At 56.4% G+C, this 25,597-nt stretch carries 26 protein-coding genes; 10 read left to right on the top strand and 16 right to left on the bottom strand.

Annotated elements, in window-relative coordinates; translation table 11 throughout:
• Positions 1 to 90 precede the first annotated feature (90 nt).
• The 6 genes from Q0775_RS11160 to Q0775_RS11135 all read left to right on the top strand — a co-directional run bounded on the left by Q0775_RS11160 (position 91) and on the right by Q0775_RS11135 (position 6,614).
• Positions 91 to 1,089: a BMP family ABC transporter substrate-binding protein gene (locus Q0775_RS11160; RefSeq protein WP_298860477.1), complete on the top strand. Its 999-nt coding sequence runs from the start codon at positions 91 to 93 to the stop codon at positions 1,087 to 1,089.
• 108 nt (positions 1,090 to 1,197) lie between these two features.
• Positions 1,198 to 2,790: an ABC transporter ATP-binding protein gene (locus Q0775_RS11155; protein ID WP_298860475.1), complete on the top strand. Its 1,593-nt coding sequence runs from the start codon at positions 1,198 to 1,200 to the stop codon at positions 2,788 to 2,790.
• The gene (locus tag Q0775_RS11150) at positions 2,791 to 3,888 is read left to right on the top strand and encodes an ABC transporter permease (RefSeq protein ID WP_298860472.1); all 1,098 of its coding nucleotides are present in this window, start codon (positions 2,791 to 2,793) and stop codon (positions 3,886 to 3,888) included.
• Positions 3,889 to 3,891: 3 nt separating this feature from the next.
• Positions 3,892 to 4,863, top strand: a complete 972-nt coding sequence (locus tag Q0775_RS11145; RefSeq protein WP_298860469.1) for an ABC transporter permease — start codon at positions 3,892 to 3,894, stop codon at positions 4,861 to 4,863.
• 75 nt (positions 4,864 to 4,938) lie between these two features.
• Positions 4,939 to 5,850, top strand: coding sequence for a sulfite exporter TauE/SafE family protein (locus tag Q0775_RS11140; protein WP_298860467.1), 912 nt, complete (start codon positions 4,939 to 4,941; stop codon positions 5,848 to 5,850).
• Positions 5,850 to 6,614, top strand: a complete 765-nt coding sequence (locus Q0775_RS11135) for a TIGR02186 family protein (protein WP_298860464.1) — start codon at positions 5,850 to 5,852, stop codon at positions 6,612 to 6,614. The genes Q0775_RS11140 and Q0775_RS11135 overlap by 1 nt, the downstream gene beginning before the upstream one ends.
• 9 nt (positions 6,615 to 6,623) lie before the next feature.
• Here Q0775_RS11135 and Q0775_RS11130 read toward each other — a convergent pair whose 3' ends face one another.
• The 7 genes from Q0775_RS11130 to Q0775_RS11100 form a co-directional block, all read right to left on the bottom strand.
• Entirely contained in the window at positions 6,624 to 7,322 is a 699-nt protein-coding gene (locus Q0775_RS11130; RefSeq protein WP_298860461.1) for an SDR family oxidoreductase, read from the bottom strand.
• Positions 7,319 to 8,857 carry an AAA family ATPase gene (locus tag Q0775_RS11125; RefSeq protein WP_298860458.1) on the bottom strand — a complete coding sequence of 513 codons (1,539 nt, stop codon included), beginning with the start codon at positions 8,855 to 8,857 and terminating at the stop codon, positions 7,319 to 7,321. Before Q0775_RS11125 ends, Q0775_RS11130 begins: the two co-directional genes overlap by 4 nt.
• Positions 8,858 to 8,899: 42 nt before the next feature.
• Entirely contained in the window at positions 8,900 to 9,535 is a 636-nt protein-coding gene (locus Q0775_RS11120) for an acyl-homoserine-lactone synthase (protein WP_298860457.1), read from the bottom strand.
• Between the two features lie 120 nt (positions 9,536 to 9,655).
• Complete coding sequence (locus tag Q0775_RS11115) at positions 9,656 to 10,378, bottom strand: autoinducer binding domain-containing protein (protein WP_298860455.1); 723 nt, start codon at positions 10,376 to 10,378, stop codon at positions 9,656 to 9,658.
• Positions 10,314 to 10,532, bottom strand: a complete 219-nt coding sequence (locus Q0775_RS11110) for a hypothetical protein (protein ID WP_298860452.1) — start codon at positions 10,530 to 10,532, stop codon at positions 10,314 to 10,316. Before Q0775_RS11110 ends, Q0775_RS11115 begins: the two co-directional genes overlap by 65 nt.
• 216 nt (positions 10,533 to 10,748) lie before the next feature.
• Positions 10,749 to 12,029, bottom strand: coding sequence for a crotonyl-CoA carboxylase/reductase (gene ccrA / locus Q0775_RS11105; protein WP_298860449.1), 1,281 nt, complete (start codon positions 12,027 to 12,029; stop codon positions 10,749 to 10,751).
• A 112-nt stretch (positions 12,030 to 12,141) separates the two neighbouring features.
• A complete protein-coding gene (locus Q0775_RS11100) occupies positions 12,142 to 13,551 on the bottom strand; it encodes a 1-acyl-sn-glycerol-3-phosphate acyltransferase (protein WP_298860444.1) in 1,410 nt (469 codons plus the stop codon).
• 64 nt (positions 13,552 to 13,615) lie between these two features.
• Between Q0775_RS11100 and Q0775_RS11095 the strand changes: the two genes are divergently transcribed.
• The 3 genes from Q0775_RS11095 (at position 13,616) to Q0775_RS11085 (ending at position 16,697) form a co-directional block, all read left to right on the top strand.
• Positions 13,616 to 14,203 (top strand): GNAT family N-acetyltransferase, encoded by a 588-nt coding sequence (locus Q0775_RS11095; protein ID WP_298860442.1) that lies wholly within the window; start codon positions 13,616 to 13,618, stop codon positions 14,201 to 14,203.
• Positions 14,204 to 14,302: 99 nt separating this feature from the next.
• Positions 14,303 to 16,273: a protein meaA gene (locus Q0775_RS11090; RefSeq protein WP_298860439.1), complete on the top strand. Its 1,971-nt coding sequence runs from the start codon at positions 14,303 to 14,305 to the stop codon at positions 16,271 to 16,273.
• Between the two features lie 82 nt (positions 16,274 to 16,355).
• Complete coding sequence (locus Q0775_RS11085) at positions 16,356 to 16,697, top strand: H-NS histone family protein (protein ID WP_298860438.1); 342 nt, start codon at positions 16,356 to 16,358, stop codon at positions 16,695 to 16,697.
• A 57-nt stretch (positions 16,698 to 16,754) separates the two neighbouring features.
• On the opposite strand, the gene Q0775_RS11080 is transcribed toward Q0775_RS11085, so the two are convergent.
• On the bottom strand, positions 16,755 to 17,102 hold the full coding sequence (locus tag Q0775_RS11080) for a hypothetical protein (protein ID WP_298860435.1): 348 nt from the start codon (positions 17,100 to 17,102) through the stop codon (positions 16,755 to 16,757).
• Between the two features lie 147 nt (positions 17,103 to 17,249).
• Here Q0775_RS11080 and deoD point away from each other — a divergent pair, with 147 nt between their 5' ends.
• Positions 17,250 to 17,969, top strand: coding sequence for a purine-nucleoside phosphorylase (deoD, locus tag Q0775_RS11075; RefSeq protein ID WP_298860432.1), 720 nt, complete (start codon positions 17,250 to 17,252; stop codon positions 17,967 to 17,969).
• Between the two features lie 41 nt (positions 17,970 to 18,010).
• On the opposite strand, the gene Q0775_RS11070 is transcribed toward deoD, so the two are convergent.
• The 8 genes from Q0775_RS11070 to sdhA form a co-directional block, all read right to left on the bottom strand.
• The gene (locus Q0775_RS11070) at positions 18,011 to 18,853 is read right to left on the bottom strand and encodes a DUF1989 domain-containing protein (protein ID WP_298860429.1); all 843 of its coding nucleotides are present in this window, start codon (positions 18,851 to 18,853) and stop codon (positions 18,011 to 18,013) included.
• Positions 18,850 to 20,493 (bottom strand): FAD-binding dehydrogenase, encoded by a 1,644-nt coding sequence (locus Q0775_RS11065; protein WP_298860426.1) that lies wholly within the window; start codon positions 20,491 to 20,493, stop codon positions 18,850 to 18,852. Before Q0775_RS11065 ends, Q0775_RS11070 begins: the two co-directional genes overlap by 4 nt.
• A 71-nt stretch (positions 20,494 to 20,564) precedes the next feature.
• Positions 20,565 to 20,780 carry a hypothetical protein gene (locus Q0775_RS11060; protein WP_298860422.1) on the bottom strand — a complete coding sequence of 72 codons (216 nt, stop codon included), beginning with the start codon at positions 20,778 to 20,780 and terminating at the stop codon, positions 20,565 to 20,567.
• On the bottom strand, positions 20,780 to 21,571 hold the full coding sequence (locus Q0775_RS11055) for a DUF1963 domain-containing protein (protein ID WP_298860418.1): 792 nt from the start codon (positions 21,569 to 21,571) through the stop codon (positions 20,780 to 20,782). The genes Q0775_RS11060 and Q0775_RS11055 overlap by 1 nt, the downstream gene beginning before the upstream one ends.
• A 9-nt stretch (positions 21,572 to 21,580) precedes the next feature.
• Positions 21,581 to 22,360: a succinate dehydrogenase iron-sulfur subunit gene (locus Q0775_RS11050; RefSeq protein WP_298860416.1), complete on the bottom strand. Its 780-nt coding sequence runs from the start codon at positions 22,358 to 22,360 to the stop codon at positions 21,581 to 21,583.
• 48 nt (positions 22,361 to 22,408) lie between these two features.
• Entirely contained in the window at positions 22,409 to 22,753 is a 345-nt protein-coding gene (locus Q0775_RS11045) for a hypothetical protein (protein WP_298860413.1), read from the bottom strand.
• On the bottom strand, positions 22,750 to 23,646 hold the full coding sequence (locus tag Q0775_RS11040) for a hypothetical protein (RefSeq protein ID WP_298860411.1): 897 nt from the start codon (positions 23,644 to 23,646) through the stop codon (positions 22,750 to 22,752). Before Q0775_RS11040 ends, Q0775_RS11045 begins: the two co-directional genes overlap by 4 nt.
• Positions 23,647 to 23,648: 2 nt before the next feature.
• A complete protein-coding gene (gene sdhA, locus Q0775_RS11035) occupies positions 23,649 to 25,454 on the bottom strand; it encodes a succinate dehydrogenase flavoprotein subunit (protein WP_298860409.1) in 1,806 nt (601 codons plus the stop codon).
• Positions 25,455 to 25,597: the final 143 nt, after the last annotated feature.

Raw genomic sequence — 25,597 nt, 5'->3', positions numbered from 1 at the left:
ACAATTTGCCCCAGCATCGCGCCCTCGCGCGATACTGGGTGCGGCGGCTCTGGCGCCCGCCCTAAAACAAAAAAAAACTGGGAGAGACCTATGACCCTCATGACCAAATTCCTCGGCGCTGTTGCAGCCACCGCACTGAGTGCTGGTGCCGCATTGGCCGAACCTGCGCTGATCTTCGATCTGGGCGGAAAGTTCGACAAATCCTTTAACGAGGCTGCCTACAATGGTGCGCAAAAATGGGCGGACGAGACAGGCGGCACCTACCGCGAGATCGAACTTCAGTCCGAGGCCCAGCGGGAGCAAGCGCTGCGCCGTTTCGCCGATGCGGGTCTAAACCCGATCATCACCATGGGCTTTGCCATGGCCGACCCGCTCACAGCTGTTGCACCTGACTATCCAGACACAAAGTTTGTGGCAATCGACGTCACATGGCTCGATGCGCCAAACATCCGCCAGATCGGCTTTGCCGAGCATGAGGGTTCCTTCCTCGTCGGTATGCTGGCAGGCATGAAATCCGAGAGCGGCACAGTCGGCTTTATCGGAGGCATGGATATCCCGCTCATCCGTCACTTCGGCTGCGGCTTTGCCCAAGGTGCAAAGGCTGCAAACCCCGATGTAAAAATCGTGGCAAACATGACAGGCACAACACCTGCCGCGTGGAATGATCCGGTAAAAGGCTCCGAGCTGACAACCGCACAAATCTCCCAAGGTGCAGATGTTGTCTTCGCAGCTGCGGGCGGTACAGGCGTGGGGGTTTTGCAAACAGCAGCAGATCAGGACATTCTGGCCATCGGTGTGGACAGCAACCAGAACCACCTGCACCCCGGTAAGGTTCTGACCTCCATGCTCAAGCGTGTGGACGTTGCGGTCTATGACGCGCTCAAAGCGGGCACCGAAGTTGAAACTGGCGTCTTCACACTTGGCCTTGCCGAAGATGGCGTCGGTTATGCGCTGGACGAGAACAACGCATCCCTGATCAGCGACGAGATGAAAACAGCCGTAGACGCGGCTCGCGCACAGATCATCGCAGGCGATCTGACCGTTGCTTCCTACTATGAGAACGATAGCTGCCCCGCGCTCGACTTCTAATCGACGCATAACATCTATCGGGGCCGCGTTGACAATTCAGCGCGGCCCTACTCTATTGAGACTCCCTGTTGCTGGCTGCCGCTGCGCGCAGGTGTGAAGGACTGCCTCATGACCACTGCTCCCGCCATCGAACTCAAAGGCATCTCAAAAGCCTTTGGCCCCGTGCAAGCCAATAAAGATATTTCGATCCGCGTGATGCCGGGCACGATCCACGGCATTATCGGCGAGAATGGCGCGGGCAAATCTACCCTGATGTCGATCCTCTATGGTTTTTACAAAGCGGATAAGGGCGAGATTTTCATTGGCGGTAAAAAGACAAACATTACCGACAGTCAGGCGGCCATTGCCGCAGGCATCGGCATGGTATTCCAGCACTTTAAACTGGTTGAAAACTTTACCGTCCTTGAGAATATCATTCTGGGTGCAGAGGATGGCCGCTGGCTCAAACCCTCCATCGCAAAGGCGCGGCGCACCCTGATTGAACTTGCCGATGATTACGGCCTAAGCGTCGAACCTGATGCGCTTATTCAGGACATCGGCGTGGGCATGCAACAGCGTGTCGAGATCCTCAAAGCGCTATACCGTCAGGCCAATATCCTCATTCTGGACGAACCGACTGGCGTACTCACCCCTGCGGAGGCCGACCAGCTATTCCGCATCCTTGACCGGCTGCGGGCCGAGGGAAAAACGATCATCCTCATTACGCACAAGCTGCGCGAGATCATGGATACCACCGACACGGTTTCAGTGATGCGGCGTGGTGAAATGACTGCCACGGTCAAGACATCCGAGACGTCTCCTGCCGAATTGGCCGAATTGATGGTAGGCCGAAAAGTTTTGCTCCGTGTCGACAAAGCACCTGCAAAACCCGGCGCACTTGTACTGAGCGTCAACGACCTACGGGTACGTGACGACAAGGGTGTAGAACGCCTCAAAGGCATCAGCTTGCAAGTGCGCGCTGGCGAAGTCCTTGGCATTGCAGGCGTTGCGGGTAATGGGCAGTCCGAACTGCTTGAAGTCCTCGGCGGCTATGCGGATGGGACAGGCAGTATCACCGTTAACGGTCAGTCCCTCGACCTCACGGGCAAATACTCCGATGGGCAATCGCGCCGTGCACGTGGCATCGCCCATGTGCCCGAGGACCGACAGCGTGAGGGGCTAATCATGGATTTTACGGCGTGGGAAAACGTCGCCTTCGGCTATCACAACGACCCCGCCTACCGCTCTGGCATTCTGATGGACAATGCCGCGATCCGTGCCGACACCGAGGGCAAGATGGAGCGTTTTGACGTGCGCCCGCCTAACCCCAAACTCAGCGCCAAAAACTTCTCTGGCGGCAACCAGCAAAAGATCGTCCTTGCCCGCGAGATTGAGCGGAACCCCGACCTGCTGCTGATTGGACAACCCACGCGCGGCGTCGATATCGGTGCGATTGAATTTATTCACCAACAGATCGTCGCCCTGCGCGACAAGGGAAAAGCAGTGCTGCTCGTCAGTGTCGAGCTGGACGAAATCCTGGCGCTGAGTGACCGTATCGCCGTTATGTTCGATGGCCACATCATGGGCGAACGCCTGCCCTCCGAGACGGACGAGAAAGAGCTCGGCCTACTCATGGCGGGTATTACCGACACCGACACACCGCATAGCGTCGCGGAAATCGAGGAAAACCTCGCCTATGCAGGCGACGGGGAGGCGAAATAGATGGATGTGATGCCAAAATGGGCCGAGGTGATCCTCGTGCCGCTCATCTCATTGTTGCTCGCCGCGATCCTGTCGGCGCTGGTAATCCTCGCCATCGGGGAGGATCCGATGGCCGCAGTGAAATTGATGGTGACGGGTGCGCTCGGCTCGACCTATGGCTGGGGCTATACCCTCTATTACGCGACGAATTTTATGTTTACGGGGTTGGCGGTTTCCATCGCTTTCCATGCGCGCCTGTTCAACATCGGAGGTGAGGGACAGGCCGCATTGGGCGGCCTTGGTGTCGCCCTCGCGTGCCTGTATATCCCATGGCCCCATTGGTCGCTGGCCCTCATCGGCGCGGCAGTCGCCGCAGGTCTGTTCGGCGCGGCCTGGGCGGCAATCCCCGCTTATCTTCAGGCAAAACGCGGCAGCCATATCGTCATAACCACAATCATGTTCAACTTCATCGCCGCCTCTCTGCTCAATTATGTGCTCGTCAATGTCCTGCGCCCCCAAGGGTCAATGGACCCTGCCACCGCACGCTTTCCCGAGGCCGTCCACCTGCCCACGCTCCATGAGATGCTCGCCCCCTTTGGCATCGCCTTTTCAAAATCCGCTCCCGCCAATGTCTCGCTTCTAGTGGCGATTGCGGCCTGTGTATTCCTTTGGTTTCTGATATGGCGTACGCGGCTGGGCTACGAGATCCGCAGCTTCGGCCACTCTGAATCTGCAGCGAAATACGCAGGCATTGCACCCGTCAAAATTATCATGATCACTATGATGATTTCGGGCGCACTTGCGGGCATGATGGCAATCAACAACGTTATGGGCGAGGCAGAGCGTCTGGTCCTCAATTCCGTCGAAGGCGCAGGCTTTATCGGCATCGCTGTGGCGCTTATGGGCCGATCGCATCCCTTGGGCGTGTTTATCGCCGCAATCCTCTTCGGGTTCCTCTACCAAGGTGGTGCCGAACTGGCGCTTTGGACCACCATCCCGCGCGAACTCATCGTTGTGATCCAAGCGCTGGTGATCCTCTTCACAGGTGCGCTCGACAACATGGTGCGCATGCCGCTCGAGCGCGTCTTCCTCGCCTTGCGCAAACGCAAGGAGGTGTAGAGCATGGACATGTATCTCACCCTCCTCCAACTTCTGGACTCAACAGTGCGCCTTGCGACGCCGTTACTGCTGGCCTGTCTTGCGGGGCTATACTCCGAGCGCGCAGGCATCTTCGACATCGGCCTAGAGGGCAAAATGCTTGCTGCCGCCTTCTTTTCTGCGGCCATTGCCGCGATAACGGGCAATGTCTGGGTCGGTCTGATGGCTGGTATTGGTGCGTCGCTGGTGCTCAGTGCAATCCACGGCATCGCATCCATCACCTTTCGCGGAAACCAGCTTATCTCAGGCGTTGCGATCAACTTTCTCGCCGCGGGCCTCACAGTCCTGATTGCGCAGGCGTGGTTCAAACAAGGGGGCCGAACGCCCTCACTCATCGGCAATGGGCGGTTTGAACCGATCACCCTTCCCTTCGCCGAAGCGCTCCAAGGCGTGCCAATTCTCGGCCCCCTTTATTATGAGCTTATCTCGGGCCACTCGATCCTCGTCTATGTGGCTTTTGCGGCGGTCCCCTTCACATGGTGGCTTCTCTTCCGCACCCGGTTCGGCCTGCGCCTGCGTGCTGTTGGCGAGAACCCTGCTGCCGTTGATACAGCGGGTGTCTCGGTCGTCGGCCTGCGCTTTGCCGCAGTGGGCATTTGCGGAATCCTGTGCGGGATTGCAGGCGCATACCTTAGTACCGCGCTGCAAGCAGGCTTTGTCAAAGACATGTCAGCAGGCCGCGGCTTTATCGCCCTCGCAGCCCTCATCTTTGCCAAGTGGCGCCCGTGGCACGCGCTTTATGCCACGCTGCTCTTCGGTCTGTTTGGCGCACTGGAAACCCGCCCTGACATCATTGAGCAACTCATTGGCATGAAGGTACAGGGCCAACTTCTCGCCGCGCTTCCTTATGTCATGACAGTGATCATCCTCGCCGGTTTTGTGGGCAAAGCCATACCGCCACGTGCAGGCGGCGAGCCATATGTCAAAGAAAGATAAGTCCAGATTACCGCAACCCGTAAGTCCTCTCTTTTAGATCATTGATTTTGAAAGCAGTGCAGCCTAAGGAAAACTATGCAAATCTACCTGCCCATCGCCGAAGTATCGGTTAACGCCTTCCTTCTTTTAGGTTTGGGTGGAATTGTGGGTATTTTGTCGGGCATGTTTGGCGTCGGCGGTGGATTTTTAATGACGCCACTGTTGTTTTTCATCGGTATTCCGCCTGCCGTGGCTGTTGCGACAGAGGCCAACCAAATCGTTGCCTCCTCCTTCTCTGGTGTGCTTGCGCATTTTAAGCGAAAGACAGTGGACCTCAGGATGGGCACCGTGCTGCTCATCGGCGGTCTGGTCGGTGCGGGCTTGGGCGTTTACGTCTTCAACATCCTCAAGGCACAGGGCCAAGTCGATCTACTGGTCAAGCTATGCTATGTTGTTTTCCTCGGCGTAATCGGCGGGTTGATGTTCTTCGAGAGCCTCAATGCCATCCGCAACGTGAAGAAGGGCAAAGCACCCAAGCGCAAAAAGCATAACTGGATTCATGGCCTTCCGTTCAAAATGCGGTTTCGCGTGTCCGGCCTCTATATCTCTGTCATTCCACCGCTGATCGTTGGGGTGCTGGTCGGTATTCTCGCTGCGATTATGGGTGTCGGAGGCGGCTTTATTATGGTGCCTGCGATGATTTATCTTCTCGGCATGCCAACCAAAGTGGTTGTGGGCACGTCACTCTTTCAGATCATTTTTGTGACCGCTTTCACCACCATGCTCCACGCTACAACGAACTATACGGTAGACATTGTGCTGGCTGTTTTGCTGCTCGTAGGTGGTGTAATCGGTGCACAGATCGGCACGCGCATCGGGGTCAAGATGAAGGCGGAGCAGCTGCGCATCCTGCTTGCCATGATGGTCCTCGCCGTTTGCGGCAAGCTGGCGCTTGAACTGCTTCTACAACCGACCGAGCTTTATTCCATTGCCGCAGGAGGCCACTAATGCGCCGCCTGATCCTATCCGTCGCCCTATGCATCGCAGCATCCCTGCCTGCCATGGCGGAAGAAGTTGTGTTGGGACTAAGCAGCGACACTGTCTCGATCAATACCAACTTTGACGGCTCAGAAATTCTAATCTTTGGCGCGGTCAAGCGCGATGCCCCCTTCCCCGCCGAGCCACCTATGGAAGTTATCGTGACTGTGTCCGGTCCGTCCGAACCTGTCACCGTACGACGCAAAGAAAAGAAGTTCGGCATTTGGGTGAACACCGACGCCGTCGAGATCGACAGTGCGCCAAGCTTTTATGCCGTCTCCACTAGCACCTTAATGGGTCTGTCATTGAGTGAGACAGAAGACGTGCGCCACAGCGTCTCGATCCCCCGCGCCATCCGCTCCGTCGGCGCACCTGACAACATCTCCAACAGCGAAACATTCACCGAAGCGCTGATCCGGATCAAATCAAAATCAAACCAATATCAATTGAATGAAGGTACAGTCAGCGTAGACGAGCAGACGCTTTTTCGTACCTCAATCGCTCTACCTGCTGCGTTGACCGAGGGTGACTACCAAACCCGCATTTTCCTCACCCGCAGCGGCGACGTCGTTGCCCAGTACGAGACAAGCATTTACGTGCGCAAAGTCGGGATGGAGCGGTGGCTGTTTACGCTCAGCCGCGAGCGGGCATTCCTTTACGGCTTGCTCTCGCTTGGTATTGCGATTTTCGCGGGCTGGGGCGCTTCGGCGATCTTTTCAGTCTTCCGCCGTTAGGGGGCTGCCTCAACCGCGGCCCATATAGGGCATCTTGGTCGCCATCACGGTCATAAACGGCACGTTAGCACTCAACGGCAACTGCGCCATGTGCAGCACTGATTGTGCTGCATGTCCGACATCCATTGTGTGCATTCCTGGGTTAGCAGCCTTGAGGTCGGTGACAATCGGACTCTCGGCATTGCCGATGTCAATCTGCCCCGCCGTGATGTCGAAGGGCCGCCCGTCCAGTGCCAGCGATTTGGTCAGTCCTGTAATCGCATGTTTGGTGGTGGTATAGCAAACCGAGCCCTCGCGCGGTGTATGCGCCGAGATGGAGCCATTGTTGATAATCCGCCCACCACGACCCGATGTCCGCATCGCACCAAAAGCCAGTCTTGCAGCGATGAACATTCCATTCAGGTTCACATTCAAAACCTGCGCCCAGTCGTCCAGCGCAATCTCGTCAATCGGCGCAGAAGGGCCGAACATGCCTGCATTGTTAAAGAGCACATCAATCTCGCCAAAGGTGGCGAAGGCATCCGCCATCGCTAGCGTATCCGTCACATCCACAGACAAGACCATTGCTTCATCATGCCCCTTTGCCACTTCTTCCAAAAGCTCTTTGCGCCGCGCCACGAGTCCCACGCGCCAGCCAGTTTCAAGGAAAGCTTCGGCCGTTGCACGACCAATTCCAGAACTGGCCCCAGTAATCAAAATGGATTTCATCCCAATTCCTCCTCGGTTGCATCCAGCGTTAACTTCGCCGCAGGCGTCGCCCGCAAATCATCCACATTCAACGCATAAGTTGGCGTCGACAGGCGGTTGCGCACCACCCAGATCAGCCTGTTCTGCGCCCGTGTTATCGCCACATAGGCCAGTCGCTTCCACAAGGGCTGCCCCGCTTCCATCCGCCCCATCCGTGCGGCCGCATAAAGATCGGGCGCAAAGACCTGCACGGTGTCCCACTGGGAGCCCTGCGCCTTGTGGATCGTCACGGCAGCACCGTGCAAAAATGTGGCCCCCATACGTGCGGCGAAAGGGATGAACGGCTCCTCCTCATCGGGCTTTTCAATTTTCACGATACTCGCAGCACTCACCTGCGGGTCTTCGGCCCCCATCACATGCAGACGTGAAAAACCCGGTTTGCGCCCTGCCCCGAGGTAGACAACCTGTGCCCCCTTGATCAGGCCCCGCGCTTCAAGGTCGAGCCGCTTTTTGCGATGTTTGAGCGGCAATTCAATCCCATCACAAATCAACGGTTCACCTTCGATCAGCGCGTCTTCGGGTGCACCATGCACACGGCGGAAAGCATTGATCAGACGGATACGTGTGGCATTACGCCAGACCAACACGGGGGAACGCGCCATCAAATCCACTTCAACCCGCTGCCCCCAGACGACACGCGCGTCACGCTTTGACGCATCCTCAATCATCCGCTCGAACTGCTCGAACCCGATGTCGGGATCAGCAAGCGCATGGGCCAGATCAAGGATCGGATTATCCGCCTCCTGCCGAAAAATGCGGTTCAGGTTCATGACACGTTTTTCTGGCAATTTCTCGAAGACCATCGTGCCAGATTGCCCAACAGGAGCGAGCTGCGCAGGATCACCGAACAGCAGTAGCGTCGGAAAAATTTCTTTGAGATCTTCGAATTGCTTGTCATCCAGCATCGAGGATTCGTCGACAAAACCGATATCCAACGGCTCCTCCCGCCGCTTCCAGCCGGTGATGAAATCACTGCCGCGCAAACCTGCGGCGGCCAAAGCACCGGGAATGGATTTGTTGTTTTGATAAAACGCATGGGCGCGATCGAGGGCAATCTCAGTCAGCCCCTCAACATCCACAGGTCGCTCACCATTGCCGGCCAGCCACTCCGCAATGCGCTCGTATTCAGGGTCATAGACGGGGGTATAAAGAATGCGATGGATTGTCGTGGCGGGTACCCCGCGCAGGCGCAGCACGCTCGCCGCTTTGTTTGTGGGTGCAAGGATCGCAAGCGTGCGCTTGTCCTTGCGCTTCTTGCTTTCGTAATCGCCCGAAACGATATCGACGCCCGCCGCTTCCAACGCTTTATACAGTTCCGCTAGCAGAAGCGTCTTACCCGACCCCGCCTTGCCCGTCACCGCCATGACCTGATTTTTGGTGCCTTTGGGCGGCATCAGCAGATCATCAGCAAGGCTCACCCCCGCAGATTGCAGCATTGTACAAACAGCATCATGTGCTGCGGCCTGATCGTCGGAATATGTAAGCTCTGTGGTCATGCGCGGACATTAGAGGGCCGGCAGCGCAGGGACCAGAGGCGTTCAGGCGATGGCGGAAAATTCCGCAATTGGCATACTTCCAAAAGAACGCTCGAACCACACGCGACTTTGCCCACACGTCACGCCTGCACGCTCTGCCACACAGTGCTGAGCTTCCTTGTCAAACGCCCAAAGGCCAACGCTGATCTGTTCTCGTCCTGCTCCCATGCTCCCCAGCACTTCGGGAGATGAGCCGACCCGCTTGTAAATACGCACCATCCGCGCGTCAAAGACTCCAACGAAAAGACGCACACCAAAACCCGTCATCAATTCGCCCCCTCCAAGCATCAGCGCAGCCGCGACGTGAGCGCCCTGACCGGGTGCCATGCAAAATCGCGTACATTCCCAAATGAGCGGGCTGCGGATCGGCGCATCAATCAAATCGCCAAAATGATCATTAACCATTACTGGACCCGTCGTCGGTAGAAATCGGGTTGACCCGCCATGCCCGCCATCCGCTGTTTCCCAAATCACATAGAGCGGGTTGAGCGCATCATACTCATCACGCTCATGCCCCTTGGCATCCACAGAAACATTCCACCCGAGGCGCGTTTTGAACTGATCCGCACGGTGCGTAAACATCTCGTCTGCAAGGCGTGGATATTGATCAAGTTGATCAGCATATAAATAACGCAGCATTAAAAAGCTCCCCATGGCATCTAAAACGATGTCACAAGCAATATCGCTGAAGTGGTTAATACCATTTTTACAAAGGGTGCGCCCCGCCAAAGATTCGCGCAACAGTATAATTTTAAAGGCTTAAACCACGATCAATCCGCGGCTCATTGCCCGCGCAACCGCGTGGGTTGTATTCAATGCGCCCAATTTATACCGCGCACTTTCAATATAGACGCGCAACGTATGCTCGGAAATCGACAAAGAATTGGCGACTTGTGCGCGACTGTATCCGATGGCCAATAGGGTCATCGCATCAATTTCACGCGGAGACAGCGCTTGTTGCTGTTCTGGCTGGCGCTCTGGTTCAAACTCAAGCGCTTTTTCGTTAAAATAATGGGCGATCAGGATCAAATCGCGGCGGTGCTCTTCGGTAAATTCGGCCCAAATATCATCATCACAGGTATGATTTACAGTGAACAAAGCAAATTGACCCTTGGGTCCGCGAATTGGAACAGAGAACCCCTGATTTCCGACACCGTATTCCGTGGAAACCCTCAAGAATTCACGCGCTGCTTTGCTCGACCAATCAAGCATTTTCCAATCAACAGGATGAAATCTTTGAAAACAACCCTGCACCACAGGATCAATCCGCAAATAGTTTTCTTCCATATATTTGTGCTGCCACGCCTCGGAATAGGTTCCGCATCCGTATTGATCACCGCTTGAATCGACCCAGTGATACACCAGATGATCTACGGCGTAGAAATCCCTTAGCGCCTCCGAAACGCACTGCATCCCGTCAAGCGTGTCTGCCTGTTCCAACGAGGACAGGATGCCCTCTAGTTTGATCTGTTTCACCGACATCTATCTGCTTTGCAGACCTCTCATCCTTCGAGGCGATCTCGGCCATGGCGATGAGTGCAGTATCATCGAGCTGCTCTGCCAGAAGTGGCAGGGCATTGGCGTCGGCAAAACTACGCAAATCAGCGAGAACGTCTAAAATCCAATCACTACGCATATCGATGTTCCCTCTTAAATGGTTAACGAGCCGTTAACATTACAGTAGCACGCGTTAAAACAACTCTCCTATTCGCGAATTTCCACTCCCCAGAAATAGTGAGGGAAACAATCTCAAACCATTGTTCGCATTGAACTGGTTTCAGAAACGTAAACGCCCCGCGAATGGCAGGAGCGATTCGCGGGGCGTCAGAGCTGTCAGAATTTAAGTTTTGTCTTATTTGCGAGCGTCTAGTGCGTCCTCAAGCGTTCGCAGACCTGTCTTTGGCGACTGAACCAGCACAGACATGTTGCCAGGCTTATGTTCATTACGCAGCATTTTCATATGCGCTTCGGGCAGGTCGTTCCATGCGAACACTTCGGACATGCACGGGTCCAAACGGCGCTCGATCATCAACTTGTTGGCTGCGGACGCCTGCTTGAGATGGGCAAAATGCGATCCCTGCAAGCGCTTCTGATGCATCCACATATAGCGCACGTCAAAGGTACAGTTGAAACCAGTGGTGCCGGCACAAATCACGACCATGCCGCCCTTTTTCACAACAAGGCTGGAAACAGGGAATGTCGTCTCGCCCGGGTGCTCGAATACCATGTCGACGCTAACGCCTTTTCCGGTGATATCCCAAATTGCTTTACCAAACTTGCGCGCTTCTTTGAGCCAGACGTTATATTCGTCCGTGTTTACTGTAGGCAATTGCCCCCAGCAGCTGAAATCCTTACGATTCAGGACGCCCTTGGCACCCAAATCCATAACAAACTGGCGCTTGCTCTCGTCCGAGATGACGCCAATCGCATTGGCACCCGCCGTATTGATCAACTGGATCGCGTAAGAGCCAAGGCCACCTGATGCCCCCCAAACCAGAACGTTCTGGCCTGGCTTGAGATCGTGAGGCTCATGGCCGAACAGCATCCGGTAAGCAGTGGCAAGCGTCAGCGTGTAGCACGCACTTTCTTCCCATGTCAGGTGCTTGGGGCGCGGCATCAATTGCTGGCTTTGCACGCGTGTAAACTGGCTGAAAGAGCCGTCGGGCGTCTCATAGCCCCAAATACGCTGCGTTGGGGAATACATTGGATCGCCGCCGTTACATTCCTCGTCGTCACCGTCATCCTGATTGCAATGCACAACGACTTCGTCGCCCACTTTCCAACGTGTCACGCGATCTCCAACAGCCCATACAATGCCCGCAGCATCGGAACCGGCAACATGGTACGGCTCTTTGTGGCCGTCAAACGGGCTGATCGGCGTGCCAAGGGCAGCCCAAACACCGTTATAGTTCACACCCGCCGCCATCACGAGGACAAGCACGTCCTGACTGTCGAGCACGGGCACATCCACAACTTCTTCCAGCATCGCCGTGTTTGGCTCACCATGGCGCTCACGACGGATCGCCCACGCGTACATCTGCTTTGGCACATAGCCAATGGGCGGCATTTCACCCATCTCATACAAGTCTTTTTCGGGTGCATCGTATTGCGCGATTGTCGTATCTAGTGCCATGTCGCCCTCCTGCGGGAATAAGGGATGCCGCAACGCGGAAAAGCGGCTCTCAAACGACTGAGTAAGCCCGTCTGCGCAACATTGCAACCACTGACACGTCTTTTTTGAAATTTTATGACCCAGCGGGTGCAGAAAAACCCTTCGCAAGCGCAGCATCAAGCACAAGATACCCATCGGGTAAGTAGTGGGCAATCGAATTGGCGTAAAACTGGGTTGCCGTTTCCTGCCCGTGCACGATGCGCCAAACATCGCCGTCCTTCTCGATCAGCCCGTGTTGCTCCATATGACCGCAGGCCTGAGCCACCTCGTCCGACAACGCGCTTGTGTCCAAAACGATGCTTTTCGCGGGCAGCTGGTCCAGCAAATCGCGCACTTCTGTTTCAAGCGTATCGGCATCCAACGCACCGCGCTTTCGCAAAACCGCAGCCACAAGCGGCACTCCCAGCACAGGCATCACCGCTTCGATCCGCGACATGAGCAGTTGCGACAACGCATCTACATCCTCGACTTTGCCAAACTCCCTCAGGCTCAACGGTGTGCCAAAGGCCACTGCTGCCGTGCCAAACCGCGTGTCATGGCCGCGCAAACGCCGCCAGAACTTGCGCAGTATAAATGCAACCACAACTGAAATACGCGCACCAAACCTGCGATCGCCCCGCGCATGGGCGGCGATGAGCACGCGATCTTCGAGCACTCGGTCATAGTTGATCGCCACAGGCACAAACACGATATCGCGCCCGCCGTCAGGTTCGAATCCGTCGACCAAATAGCTGAGCAACCCAACCTTGGGCGGTTGCAACGCCCCCGTGAGGCTCAAGCCTCCCTCGGGATAGAATGCCTGCGTATCACCACCACTCGTCGCCATCTGCACGTAGCGCGACAGCACTTTACGATAGAGTGAGCCCCGCGAGCGGCGGCGGATAAAATACGCCCCCCACAAACGGATGAGTGAAGACAAGGGCCAGACCCGCGCCCACTCTCCCACTGCATAAGATAACGTCGAAGTCTTGGACGCGAGATAAGTGACCAGCACGTAATCCATATTACTGCGGTGATTCATCACAAAAACAGCTGTTGAGTCCTTCGGGATTGCGGCAAAAACTTCGTCGTTCTGCTTTGCCGTGCGAATCCGGTACACCGATTCCGCCAGCACTTTGGCCACCCGCATAGCAAAACTGAAATAGGCAAAGGCGGAAAACGTCGGCACGATCTCACGCGCATATTCCCGCGCTTTCTGAAATGCCACATTCTCCGGCACATTATTCTTCTCGGCATACAGCGCGATCTCGCGCGAAACTTCGGGATCGTAGATTAGACGCTGGATCATGTCGTACCGCCGCGCCAGCTTGAACGGCTGGATCGGCCGTTTGAGCCGCGTATTAAGCCGCGCCACAGCCTTCTCGAACCGCCGCCGGAAGAACCAGCGCACTGAAGGCAACAGGAAATGGCTCAGTGCTGTCACCGCCGCAAAGAGCAAGATCAGCACAAAAAGCCAAAGGGGAAGGGTCACCGTCTGCGTCATCGCTCATACCCTTGCAGCGCAGACCTCCAAGGACAATAACTAACTCATCGAAACAGGGCGGCGCATGATCAATTTCACACTCTCAAAAGGCTTCTCCGACGCAGAGCGCAGGGTTGTTGCACGGCTCTATTGGGGCGCCTTCTCCGCAAAACTTGGCCGCCTTTTGGGACCGGACGAGACTGCACTGGCCTTCTTTTCCCAAATCATAACACCGAAATTCGCGATCACCGCACGCGACGCGACAGGCAAGGTGATAGGTGTCGCGGGTTTCAAAACGTCAAAAGGTGCGCTTACTGGCGGCGGCATGCGCGACATAGCACGGTACTACGGCTGGTTTGGTGCGCTTTGGCGCGGTCCACTTCTGGCCCTACTAGAACGGGAAATAGAAGAAGATACTCTGCTGATGGACGGTATATGCGTGGACAGCACGGCCCGTGGCTGGGGTGCCGGCACTGCGCTCTTGGGCGCGATAAAGGCCGAAGCGGCTGCACGCAACCTGACCCATGTCCGCCTCGATGTGATAGACATAAACCCACGCGCCCGTGCCCTCTACATCCGCGAAGGCTTTGTCGCGGGTCCACCCCAGAACATCGGCCCCCTGCGCCTGCTTTTCGGCTTTTCCAGTTCCACACCGATGACATGGACCGTATAACAGACATGCCGCAACGCAGCGAATTGACACTGCATGAAAGTTTCTTATATCTACCTCATTACGTAATAATATTGCTTAGCTGATTCAGAAAGGCCCGCCATGACAGATGCCCCCAAGAAAGACCGCCCTTGGCTCATCCGCACCTATGCGGGCCACTCGACGGCAAAAGCCTCAAACGAGCTTTATCGTAACAACTTGGCCAAGGGTCAGACGGGTCTTTCGGTTGCTTTCGACCTGCCCACGCAGACAGGCTATGACAGCGACCATATCCTAAGCCGTGGTGAAGTTGGCAAAGTGGGCGTACCCGTGGGCCACCTCGGCGACATGCGCGCACTCTTTAAAGACATCCCGCTGGAACAGATGAACACTTCCATGACCATCAACGCGACAGCACCTTGGTTGCTGTCGCTCTACATTGCCGTGGCTGAAGAACAGGGCGCAGATGTCTCCAAGCTCCAAGGTACCGTTCAAAATGACCTGATCAAAGAATACCTGTCGCGCGGGACCTACATCTGCCCCCCTGCCCCCTCCCTCAAGATGATCGCCGACGTGGCGGAGTATTGCTACACTTCCGTTCCCAAATGGAACCCGATGAACGTCTGTTCCTATCACCTCCAAGAAGCGGGAGCGACGCCGGAGCAGGAACTCTCCTTCGCGCTGGCCACCGCCACTGCCGTCCTCGACCAACTCCGCCCCCGCGTGGCACCCGAAGATTTCCCCGCCCTCGTTGGCCGCATTTCGTTCTTCGTGAATGCAGGCATCCGTTTTGTGACCGAGATGTGCAAAATGCGCGCCTTTGTCGATCTGTGGGACGAAATCTGTGAGGAGCGTTACGGTGTGACCGACCCTAAATACCGCCGCTTCCGCTACGGCGTGCAGGTCAACTCCCTCGGCCTGACCGAGCAACAGCCCGAAAACAACGTCTACCGCATCCTTATCGAAATGCTCGCCGTGACGCTGAGCAAAAAGGCACGCGCCCGCGCCGTGCAACTGCCCGCATGGAACGAAGCGCTCGGCCTGCCCCGCCCGTGGGACCAGCAGTGGTCCATGCGCATGCAACAAATCCTCGCCTATGAGACTGACCTGCTTGAATTCGACGACCTATTCGACGGCAATCCGGCGGTGGATGCCAAAGTTGAACAGCTCAAAGAAGGCGCCCGCGCCGAGCTGGCCCATATCGACAGCATGGGCGGTGCCATTGACGGCATCGACTACATGAAATCCCGCCTTGTAGACAGCAACGCGGATCGCCTTGGTCGGATTGAGGCAGGCGAAACAATCGTTGTGGGTGTGAACAAATGGCAAAAGGGCGAACCATCGCCCCTGATGACGGGCGACGGCGGCATCATGACCGTGGACCCCGCCGTGGAAGCCCAACAAATCGACATGCTTAACGCTTGGCGTGCGCAACGTAACGAGGGCGAAGTCAACGCAGCCCTCAAAGACCTGCGCGCCGCAGCAGCAGAGGGCCGCAACATCATGCCAGCGTCCATCGTCGCCGCCAAAGCAGGTGTCACCACAGGTGAATGGGCCGAACAAATGCGTGCCGTACACGGTGAATACCGAGGCCCGACAGGCGTGGGAAAAGGGCGCAGTAACAAAACCGAAGGCCTCGACGATCTGCGCATGTCCGTGGACGCCGTGAGCGACCGCTTGGGCCGCCGCCTGAAATTTCTTGTGGGCAAACCCGGTCTCGACGGCCACTCCAACGGTGCGGAACAAATTGCCGTGCGTGCCCGCGATTGCGGCATGGATATCGCCTATGAGGGGATCCGCCTCACCCCTTCCGAAATTGTCGCCGCCGCGCTGAACGACGAGGCGCATGTTGTTGGGCTTTCCATTCTGTCAGGCTCTCACATTCCGCTGGTCGAAGATTTGATGCAGCAGATGCGCGATGCAGGGCTAGGCCATATTCCGGTGATCGTTGGCGGTATTATCCCAGACGACGATGCAAAGCGTCTTTTGGCGATGGGTGTCGCACGGGTTTATACGCCAAAAGATTTTGAGTTGAACACAATCATGGCTGATATCGTCACCTTGGCTGACCCTGAAGCAGTTGCCGCAGAGTAAGCCAGAACACCTATAAAATAAGACTGCAATCCCGTTTCATTTAGGATAAAGGCGATCTAGGAAACTAAGGAGTCTTTTTCCGATGAATAAAGAACTTAAATTGATGAGCCGCAAAGAGCTCGAAAAGCTCTTAGCGGATGTGAAGAAAGCGCTTCAAAGCGCACAAGCCCGCGACAGACGTGATGCACGCAAGGCAGCAGAGCGCGCCGCAGCAGAATTCGGCTTTACCTTGAATGATTTAGGCGACGAGAAGCCTGCAAAAATCAAGAAGGTAAAAGGCCCCAAGAAAGCCGCGAAGCCCTCCAAACCAAAGTATGCCGACCCCGATGACAGCTCCAAAACATGGACTGGAAAAGGCCGTCAGCCGAATTGGTTTCGCGCCGCAGTAGAAAAAGGAATCGCCCCGTCTACGCTGGAAATTTAATTGTGTTTCTATTAACGCGGGAATAGCGGCAAAATTCCGCCACCCCCGCGTTAGTCGTCAAACCGCCAGTGCCGCACGACCAAAGATAAATTTCCATCGGGCGCCGTCTTTCATAACGATCTCTCCGCCGCCAGACCGCGGCGTCTCATAGGTTGCGGTGCCGACACCTGTCATCCCGTTAGAACACTTCACAGGAAAAGTCGTCGTCCCCGTTTGCCCATTCGGGCGATAACGGCCCTGACACGTGGTCGCGCCATTGGTGGCTTGAAACCAGCCTCCCTCCAAGAATGTCGCCGTAGCCGACCCTTTGAAAACCGTATTGCCTGGACCCACAACAGCCACTGGGAAGGACACGTCACAGGCCCCCAGCAGCGCAAGCCCCGCCGCTGCAATCATTCCAATCATTCTCGTTTTATTACCTTTTATATTGGTTTCGCAGCCACAAAAAATCCGATCAGTGCCAAAGGAACCAGTAAGGGAAACCTCCATTGGAACTTGCCCCCGCTGCACAGGGTGGGCATCTTGGGACCAGCCCCAACCGGAGAAAATGCTATGACCGTCCACATCGGCGCCACCCCTGACCAAATCGCTGAGACTGTACTGATGCCAGGTGATCCCTACCGCGCCCGCTGGGCTGCCGAAACATTTCTCGACGGGGCCGAATTGGTCAACGAGGTGCGCGGGATGCTGGGGTTCACAGGGACATGGCGCGGCCACCGCGTCACCATTCAAGGGTCGGGCATGGGCATGCCGTCCCTGTCGATTTACGCGAACGAACTGATCTCGACCTACAATGCCCAAACCCTCATCCGCATCGGCTCTTGTGGCGGCATGCAACCCCATGTGAGCATCCGCGACGTCATCATCGCAATGACAGCCAGCACAATCACATCGCCCTCCTCAGGCATTATGCGTGAACTTAATTATGCCCCCTGCGCCGATTGGGGGCTGCTCCGCGCTGCCGTCGCCGCATCCGAAGCGCGCAACACCAAAACCCACGTGGGCGGCATCTACAGCTCGGATGTCTTCTATGCCGAGCGCCCCGATTTGGACGAACAGATGGTCCGCCACGGCATTCTCGCCGTTGAAATGGAGGCCGCCGAACTCTACACTCTTGCCGCCCGCCACAGCCGCCGCGCTCTGGCAGTTTTGACCGTCTCGGACCATCTACAGACCGGAGAGGCCCTCCCCTCCGAAGAGCGCGAGCGGTCGTTCGGCGATATGGTCGAGATTGCGCTTGAAGCGGCCTTTAATGAAGGTCCCGCAGGTTGAGACTGCGGGATCGAGTTCAATTGGTAAAATGAAGGCTCCGGTTACGCGTCGTGGCTTTTATCATATCCATTGGGCGGTGGCGGGGTCCAGTTTTGGAGTGCTTCGGGATCAGGGGCAAAGACCTCAACCAAAAGTGGGTAACATTGTGCCTCATCCGATGAGTGGACAGTGCTGCAATCTCCGCCGGGACAGGCGCTAAGTGCGCCGAGCAAATCAATCTCTGCAAAGAACTCCAGCTTATCACCCGGGCGCACAGGGCTCGCTTTCATAAAATACTGGCCTGTGTCGCGGGTAAATCCTGTGCACATAAAGACGTTGAGAACATCATGGATATGCGGCTCGGCATCGGCTAATGCGATACCAAGGTGATTAGCCAAGGCGCGGGTGAGGTTTGAGTGGCAACAGTGATGATACTGCCCACCTGACAACAGGTTATGCGTATAAGGGTCACAGCGCGTACCGATCACATCGTGAACCGAGCCGCCAAACGTGTCTTTTCCATACCACCCAAGGCTATCATGCGTGATCGTCGCCATAGGGCGCAGCGCGGGAAAGCTTGACCACATTTGCTGGCCCCGCGTGATATGGGTGCCATGCAAAGCGCGGGTCTTGCCTGAATAGAAACGCTCGCTCAGATCGTTTGCATTCCACAAATTCAAATCACCAACCTGCGATCCTTCAACACTGGTGATGGAGAAGAAATGGCCCGCAGGCACACCAAATGCCGCAGCATCGCGTGCCGGCACGATAACTTCGTCTGTTTTGGTCATGGTGGCACGCGCGGCATCAAGCATCGCCATATCAGGCGCTGGCAGAGTTTCGACGGGGTAGCAGATCACAGGCGGCACTGCCCGCCTTGCGTCAGCATCAGATGGAATGGTCATGCATTGCTCCCTGCTATGCGACCCGAAAACAGGCAGCCGCCCAAAAATGTCCCTTCAAGCGCGTTATATCCGTGATATCCGCCACCGCCAAAACCGCTGGCCTCGCCCGCAGCGTACAGTCCTTCCAAAACGTCACCAGAAGGGGTCAGCACGCGACCTTGAATATCAGTATGCAACCCGCCAAGCGATTTTCGCGTAATCACGTTCAGCCGGACCGCAATCAAGGGGCCGTTCGCAGCATCCAGAATTGCGTGGGGCTTTGCGGTGCGAATAAGCTTGTCCCCTTTGTATTTACGTGCGCCACGAATTGCTGTGATTTGTGCGTCTTTGCAAAAATCATTATTTAGTTGCAGGTCACGCGCCTGAATTTGAGCACGAATATGATCCATCTTGACCGGAGCATTCGGGGTCAAATCATTCATCCGCGCCACAAGCGTTTCCAGATCATCCGCCACAATAAAATCGGCGCCCTTTTCCTTGAACGCCTCCACCGCAGGGGTCGCCCCCTTGCCCAATCGTGCCGTCAAAACCTCGCGCCAGCCCCCTTCGGTCAAATCGGCGTTTTGCTCTGAGCCTGATAGCGCAAATTCTTTTTCGATTATCTTTTGAGTGAGGATAAACCAGCTATGCTCACCCACGCTCAGGATACGCTTGAGTGTACCCAGCGTGTCGAAGCCGGGCATAAATGGGGCCTCCATTCGGTCACCTTTTGCATCGAACCACATCGACGATGGACCCGGCAGCACACGAATGCCGTGGTTGGGCCAAATCGGGTCAAAGTTCTGCAACCCCTCGCAATAGTGCCACATACGGTCCTCGTTGATCAGACCTGCGCCCGCCTTTGCCGCAATTCCATGCATCCTCCCATCAACATAATCAGGCACACCCGCCACCATGGTCTTGGGCGCTTTTCCCAGCCGCGATGGCCAATGTTTGCGGACAAGCGCGTGATTGCCGCCAATACCACCCGTGGTGATGATCACCGCCTCGGCCTTATGCTCAAACGCGGAAACCACTTTACGGGAGCTAGAAACCCCGCGTGCGGCGGTCGTATCCTCAAGAATGTCACCCCGCACCCCTTTGACCACTCCGTTTTCGACGATCAGAGCCGATGCACGGTGCCGGAACCCCATTTTCAGTCGCCCGTCCGCCGCATAACGCACCATCAGATTAGCGAACGGTTTGACCACGCCAGTGCCTGTTCCCCATGTGATGTGAAACCTCGGCACCGTGTTGCCGTGCCCCCCTGCCAGCGCACCACCCCGCTCGGCCCAGCCGACCACCGGAAACCAGCGCATGCCAAGGCCGTGCAGCCACGCACGCATATCTCCCGCTGCGAACTCCACAAACTTCTCGGCCCAGAGGCGCGGATTTGCATCTTCATCGCGGTCAAATTGCGCCGAACCTTGCCAATCGCTCCACGCAAGTTCTGCACTGTCACGAATGCCAAGGCGGCGCTGCTCGGGGCTGTCGACCATGAACAATCCGCCAAGGGACCAGAACGCCTGCCCTCCAAGGCTTTGCGGTCCTTCTTGATCCAGCATCAGCACCCTACGCCCTCGCGAAATCGCCTCATGCGCGGCGGTCATACCCGCAAGGCCCGCACCAATGATAATCACGTCCGCTGAAAAATCACTCATATGGATGTTCCCTGTATCCTTACCCAAACGCTACAGGTCCGAAGCCCCCTCTGTCGAGGTTAGCACAAGGATCAGAGCGAGGAGTTGCCCAATCCGCGTTTACACATGTCAGGTGGGCCTTTTGTCGAAGTAAACGCTTCGGCGCCGCAGGCCGCGCAGCAGTACTTGCGTAATGCACCTTGGTTTCCGCTGTTGTTCTCGCGCCAGCGGCACCCACGCACAGCACGGTTGCGCCATGCAAGAAATGCCACAACACCGACAACTATGGGCAGAAGGATCAAAACCATCAGGTGAACTGCACATCGATTGCCCATAAATGGGGCCGCTCGCGGGACCGCGCAATATAGGCCGCACCATCTCCCCATCCGTTCCAGCCCGCTTTGGGCTCATTCTCGATTTGGATCACAAAATCCCACGTGTCGTCCATTTTCTTGTAATTCCACCATGGCTCAGATTGCACCGTTCCCGGCCATCCGCCCAGCTTTGTCTGTTGTACAGTCTGCGACCAGTCATAGGCGTAAACATCCACATCCCGCGTATCCACAACATCGCCTGCCATATCGTGATTGGGATAATCTGCATTTTGGTTGCCCCATTCACCCAAACGTGGCGAAAGCGGTGATTTATGCAATGGTACCTTGGGGATCGTCAGCGCCTCGAGTGTCGGATAGGCCCGCAATGCCCATGTCGCAGTCGGATCGGGGTCAACGGTGTTGATTATCTGCGTCGGCGCAATCGCATCTTTGTCACTGATAAAGATCGTGACGAGCGCCAGATCGCGCAGCGCATCGGGGACAAAAGGCGCTTGGCTCAGGTTCAACTGGCACAGCGGCCAGAGCGGCACATCATGGCACATCGGCCACGCCTCATCACTGCGCGACAGGCGAACTGCGCCGAACATCGAGGCAAAGGGATCAATGTTGGCAGGTTTGTTGAAAACAATCGGAGTGCAGGGCCGTTCCAGCACAAGGCGCAGGTCATCCTCGCTCAGCGCCTCGTGCGTCAAATCAGGAACGGGCGGCGGTGTCACAGCTTCCTGAACACCACCGCCCGTCAGTTTCTTGAGCCAACCAAACATCAGTTGGGCTTAAACAGTCCGCTCGACCATCAGCTTCTTAATCTGGCTGATCGCCAGCGCAGGGTTCAGACCTTTGGGGCAGGTCTTGGCGCAGTTCATAATCGTGTGGCAGCGATAGAGTTTAAAGGGATCCTCAAGCTCGTCCAAACGCTCACCCGTTCCCTCATCGCGGCTGTCGATGATCCAGCGGTAGGCATGCAACAGCGCTGCGGGTCCAAGGTAGCGATCGCCATTCCACCAATAGCTCGGGCAAGAGGTAGAGCAACACGCACACATGATGCACTCATAAAGGCCGTCCAGCTTGGAGCGATCCTCAATCGACTGCTTCCATTCTTTCGCAGGTGCGGGTGTCTCTGTCTCCAACCATGGCTTAATGGACGCGTGCTGCGCGTAGAAGTGCGTGAGATCCGGGATCAAATCCTTGACCACAGGCATGTGCGGCAGCGGATAAATTTTCACGACACCCTTCACTTCGGCCATGCCATAAGTACAGGCCAGCGTGTTGATCCCGTCGATGTTCATCGCACAGGAGCCACAAATGCCCTCACGGCAGGAGCGGCGGAAGGTCAGCGTGGGGTCAATCTCGTTCTTGATCTTGATGATCGCGTCCAAAATCATCGGCCCACAATCGTCCAGATCGACGAAATAGGTATCGACAGACGGATTTTTGCCGTCATCAGGGTTCCAGCGATAGATGTGGAACTCTTTGAGGTTGGTTGCCCCTTCTGGCTTGGGCCATGTTTTACCGCTGGTCATGCGGGAGTTCTTGGGGAGCGTCAGTTGTACCATGATGCTGTTCCTTTTTGTATCAATCGGTCGGCGCAAGCGCCAAAATCGTCAAAGTGTTATGGGTGCGCGGTTACGCAGGCAGGTCTGTGTCGCAGGGCGTGACAGGATGTTACGCACCACAGCGACAGTGTCGTCGTCCACACCCACGACAGATGCTTTCGCCAATTCGCGCACTTCAACCGCTTGGGCATTTTCGATCACACAGCCGGTAAAGGCTTCAATGAGCGGCTTTGGCACCTGCGGAAAATTGATCGCAATCACTTCGGTCACAGCAGAAGTCGCCGCTTTGCGCCCCGTCTGGTCCGCAGCGGCTGTTACCTTGTTGCCGGCAGATTCGAATTGGGCGCAGCCCGTGAGTGCCAATGCGATGGAAACCATAATTACGCGTATCATACAGGAGCCTTTCGAGGCGGTAGTTTCATATGCAATTTTGATGTCTCGGCCAAGGTGGCCAAGCGCTCCGCATCGTCTTCGAAATGCGGGATCAACCGCTCCATGAACCGCAAGTCATGCGCCGCAGTCCACGCCAGCAATCCATATTCCAGATCACCCGCCATGGCCGCATCACGGGACGTGGAATTCAAGTCACCCGCGCTACCCACCTTGCGCTGAAACGAGGAGCCACCGCCATAGCGCTGGACTTTGCCACGGCTCAGATCGCGCACAGGCAAACCCAAAGCCCGCAAAATACCCGCACGGTAATCTTCCGACGTCATCCAGTTATCATAGCAGATCGCGATGATCCCTTTGGCCTCGGCAACACGGTTCAACCCCTGAATATAAGTCGCAAAGGCCAGCGTCATAATGCGCATGCGGTCCGTCGCGCCAAAACCGTCATTCTTCTTGATCTTCGCCAAGAGCGACGCCGACCAATTTAAAAAGCTGCGGTAGATAACCACCTGATGCGAGAAATCCGCATCCGACATGGTGTGGCTGGCCTTTTGCGGCTGCCCCGCAGGTTGCGGCATGCGGTCCTCATAGGAGACAATCGCCATCGGCGCGTCCCCTGCTCCAGCGATCCGCTTGTCATCTTTAACATCCACATGTGGCATCACCTGCCGCTGCGCGTCATAGACATCCAGCGACCCATAGTGGACCTGCGGATTTTTCCCGAACTTGCAATTGTTAAAGAATACGCCACCCGTCGCAGCCTCAGGCGCATTGCGCATCAGCCAGTCAATGATCGCGTGGTTGCCAGAGCGGCGCATGCCGAACACTTGCAGCGCACAAACGGGGGTAAATCCCGCTTGGCTCCACGTTGTGCCTGTCTGCGCCGCAACGGTCATTCTTAGTAAACCCGCGCTTTCGGAGCGATTTTTTTCAGGTCAATGCCGCCCTCGTTATGGCTGGTCAACGGCTGTGTGTGCACACCGCGGAAGCCAAGGCTCGCCTCGTTCCCTTTGAACCAGATGAGCGAGTGCTTGCGCCAGTTCACATCATCGCGATCAGGGTAATCCTCATGCGCATGCGCCCCACGGCTTTCCTTACGCGCTGCCGCTGCCGTAATCGTTGCTACTGCGTTCGGCATCAGGTTGGTCAGCTCAAGGGTTTCCATCAAGTCAGAGTTCCAGACAAGTGAAGTATCTGTCACCTTCAGGTCGGACAGTTTGCCCGCCACATCCTTCATCTTCGCTTCACCCTCGGCCAGCGTCTTATCGGTGCGGAATACTGCCGCATCGGCCTGCATGGTCTGCTGCATCTCAAGGCGCAGCTCGGCCGTTGGCACGTGGCCCTTGGCATAGCGCAAGCCGTCAAACCGCGAGAACGCGGCCTCAATAGAACGCTTGCTCGGCGTTGGTACAGGCGTGCTCGGGTCTACGATTTCCTTCGCACGAATAGCTGCCGCACGACCAAATACGACCAGATCGATCAACGAGTTCGAGCCCAAACGGTTTGCACCATGCACAGAGGCACAACCCGCCTCCCCCACAGCCATCAGACCAGGCGAGACATTGTCAGGCTTGTCCTTGGTCGGAGCAAGCACTTCACCCCAATAGTTCGTCGGAATGCCGCCCATGTTATAGTGCACAGTCGGCAATACAGGGATCGGCTCTTTCGTGAGGTCCACGCCCGCGAAGATACGCGCAGATTCGGAGATACCCGGCAAACGCAGGTCCAGCGTCTCTGGTGGCAAGTGGTTGAGGTGCAGGTGGATGTGATCCCCCTTCTCGCCGACACCGCGACCTTCGCGGATCTCCATCGTCATGCAGCGCGACACAACATCACGGCTGGCGAGGTCTTTGTAGGTTGGCGCATAACGCTCCATAAACCGCTCGCCCTCGGAGTTGGTAAGATAACCACCTTCCCCGCGCGCACCCTCAGTGATCAAACAGCCTGCGCCATAGATACCCGTCGGGTGGAACTGAACGAACTCCATATCCTGAAGCGGCAGACCCGCACGTGCGGTCATACCACCGCCGTCACCCGTACAGGTGTGGGCAGAAGTCGCTGAGAAATACGCACGGCCATAGCCACCCGTCGCAAGCACAACCATCTTTGCTGAGAACAAGTGCATCGTACCATCATCAAGCTTCCAGCACAGGACACCCTGACACACGCCATCGTCAGACATCACCAGATCAATGGCGAAATACTCGATGTAGAACTCGGCGTTGTGCTTGAGCGATTGACCATAAAGCGTATGCAAGATCGCATGCCCCGTCCGGTCCGCAGCAGCACAGGTACGCTGCACCGGCGGTCCCTCACCGAACTCAGTGGTATGGCCACCGAACGGACGCTGGTAAATCTTGCCTTCTTCGGTACGCGAAAATGGAACACCGTAATGTTCTAACTCATAAACCGCCTTAGGCGCTTCACGCGCGAGGTATTCCATAGCGTCCGTATCACCCAACCAGTCAGAACCTTTGACCGTGTCATACATGTGCCACTGCCAGTTGTCTGGGCCCATGTTTGACAAGGACGCAGCAATACCACCCTGCGCGGCTACTGTGTGCGAGCGTGTGGGGAACACTTTGGAGATACAGGCCGTCTTCAGCCCCTGCTCCGCCATGCCCAAAGTGGCACGCAAACCCGCGCCCCCTGCCCCTACAACAACAACGTCATATTCATGGGTCTCATATTCATAAGCAGCCATATCGCGCCCTCTTCAATGTTTGGGACCCAACCGGAAACCGGTCACGACCCTGTCTATGTCACCAACGCCCTTGAGGCGTCTGAAATCCGGTAGTCCCTATCGGCAGAGCGACCCGCCTTTGGACTCAATCTAGCATGGGCGGC

The organism is uncultured Sulfitobacter sp., from assembly GCF_947499945.1.
Taxonomy (GTDB): Bacteria; Pseudomonadota; Alphaproteobacteria; order Rhodobacterales; family Rhodobacteraceae; genus Sulfitobacter.
Note: the sequence above shows the minus strand (reverse complement) of the source record. Positions and strands in the feature narration are given on the sequence as shown.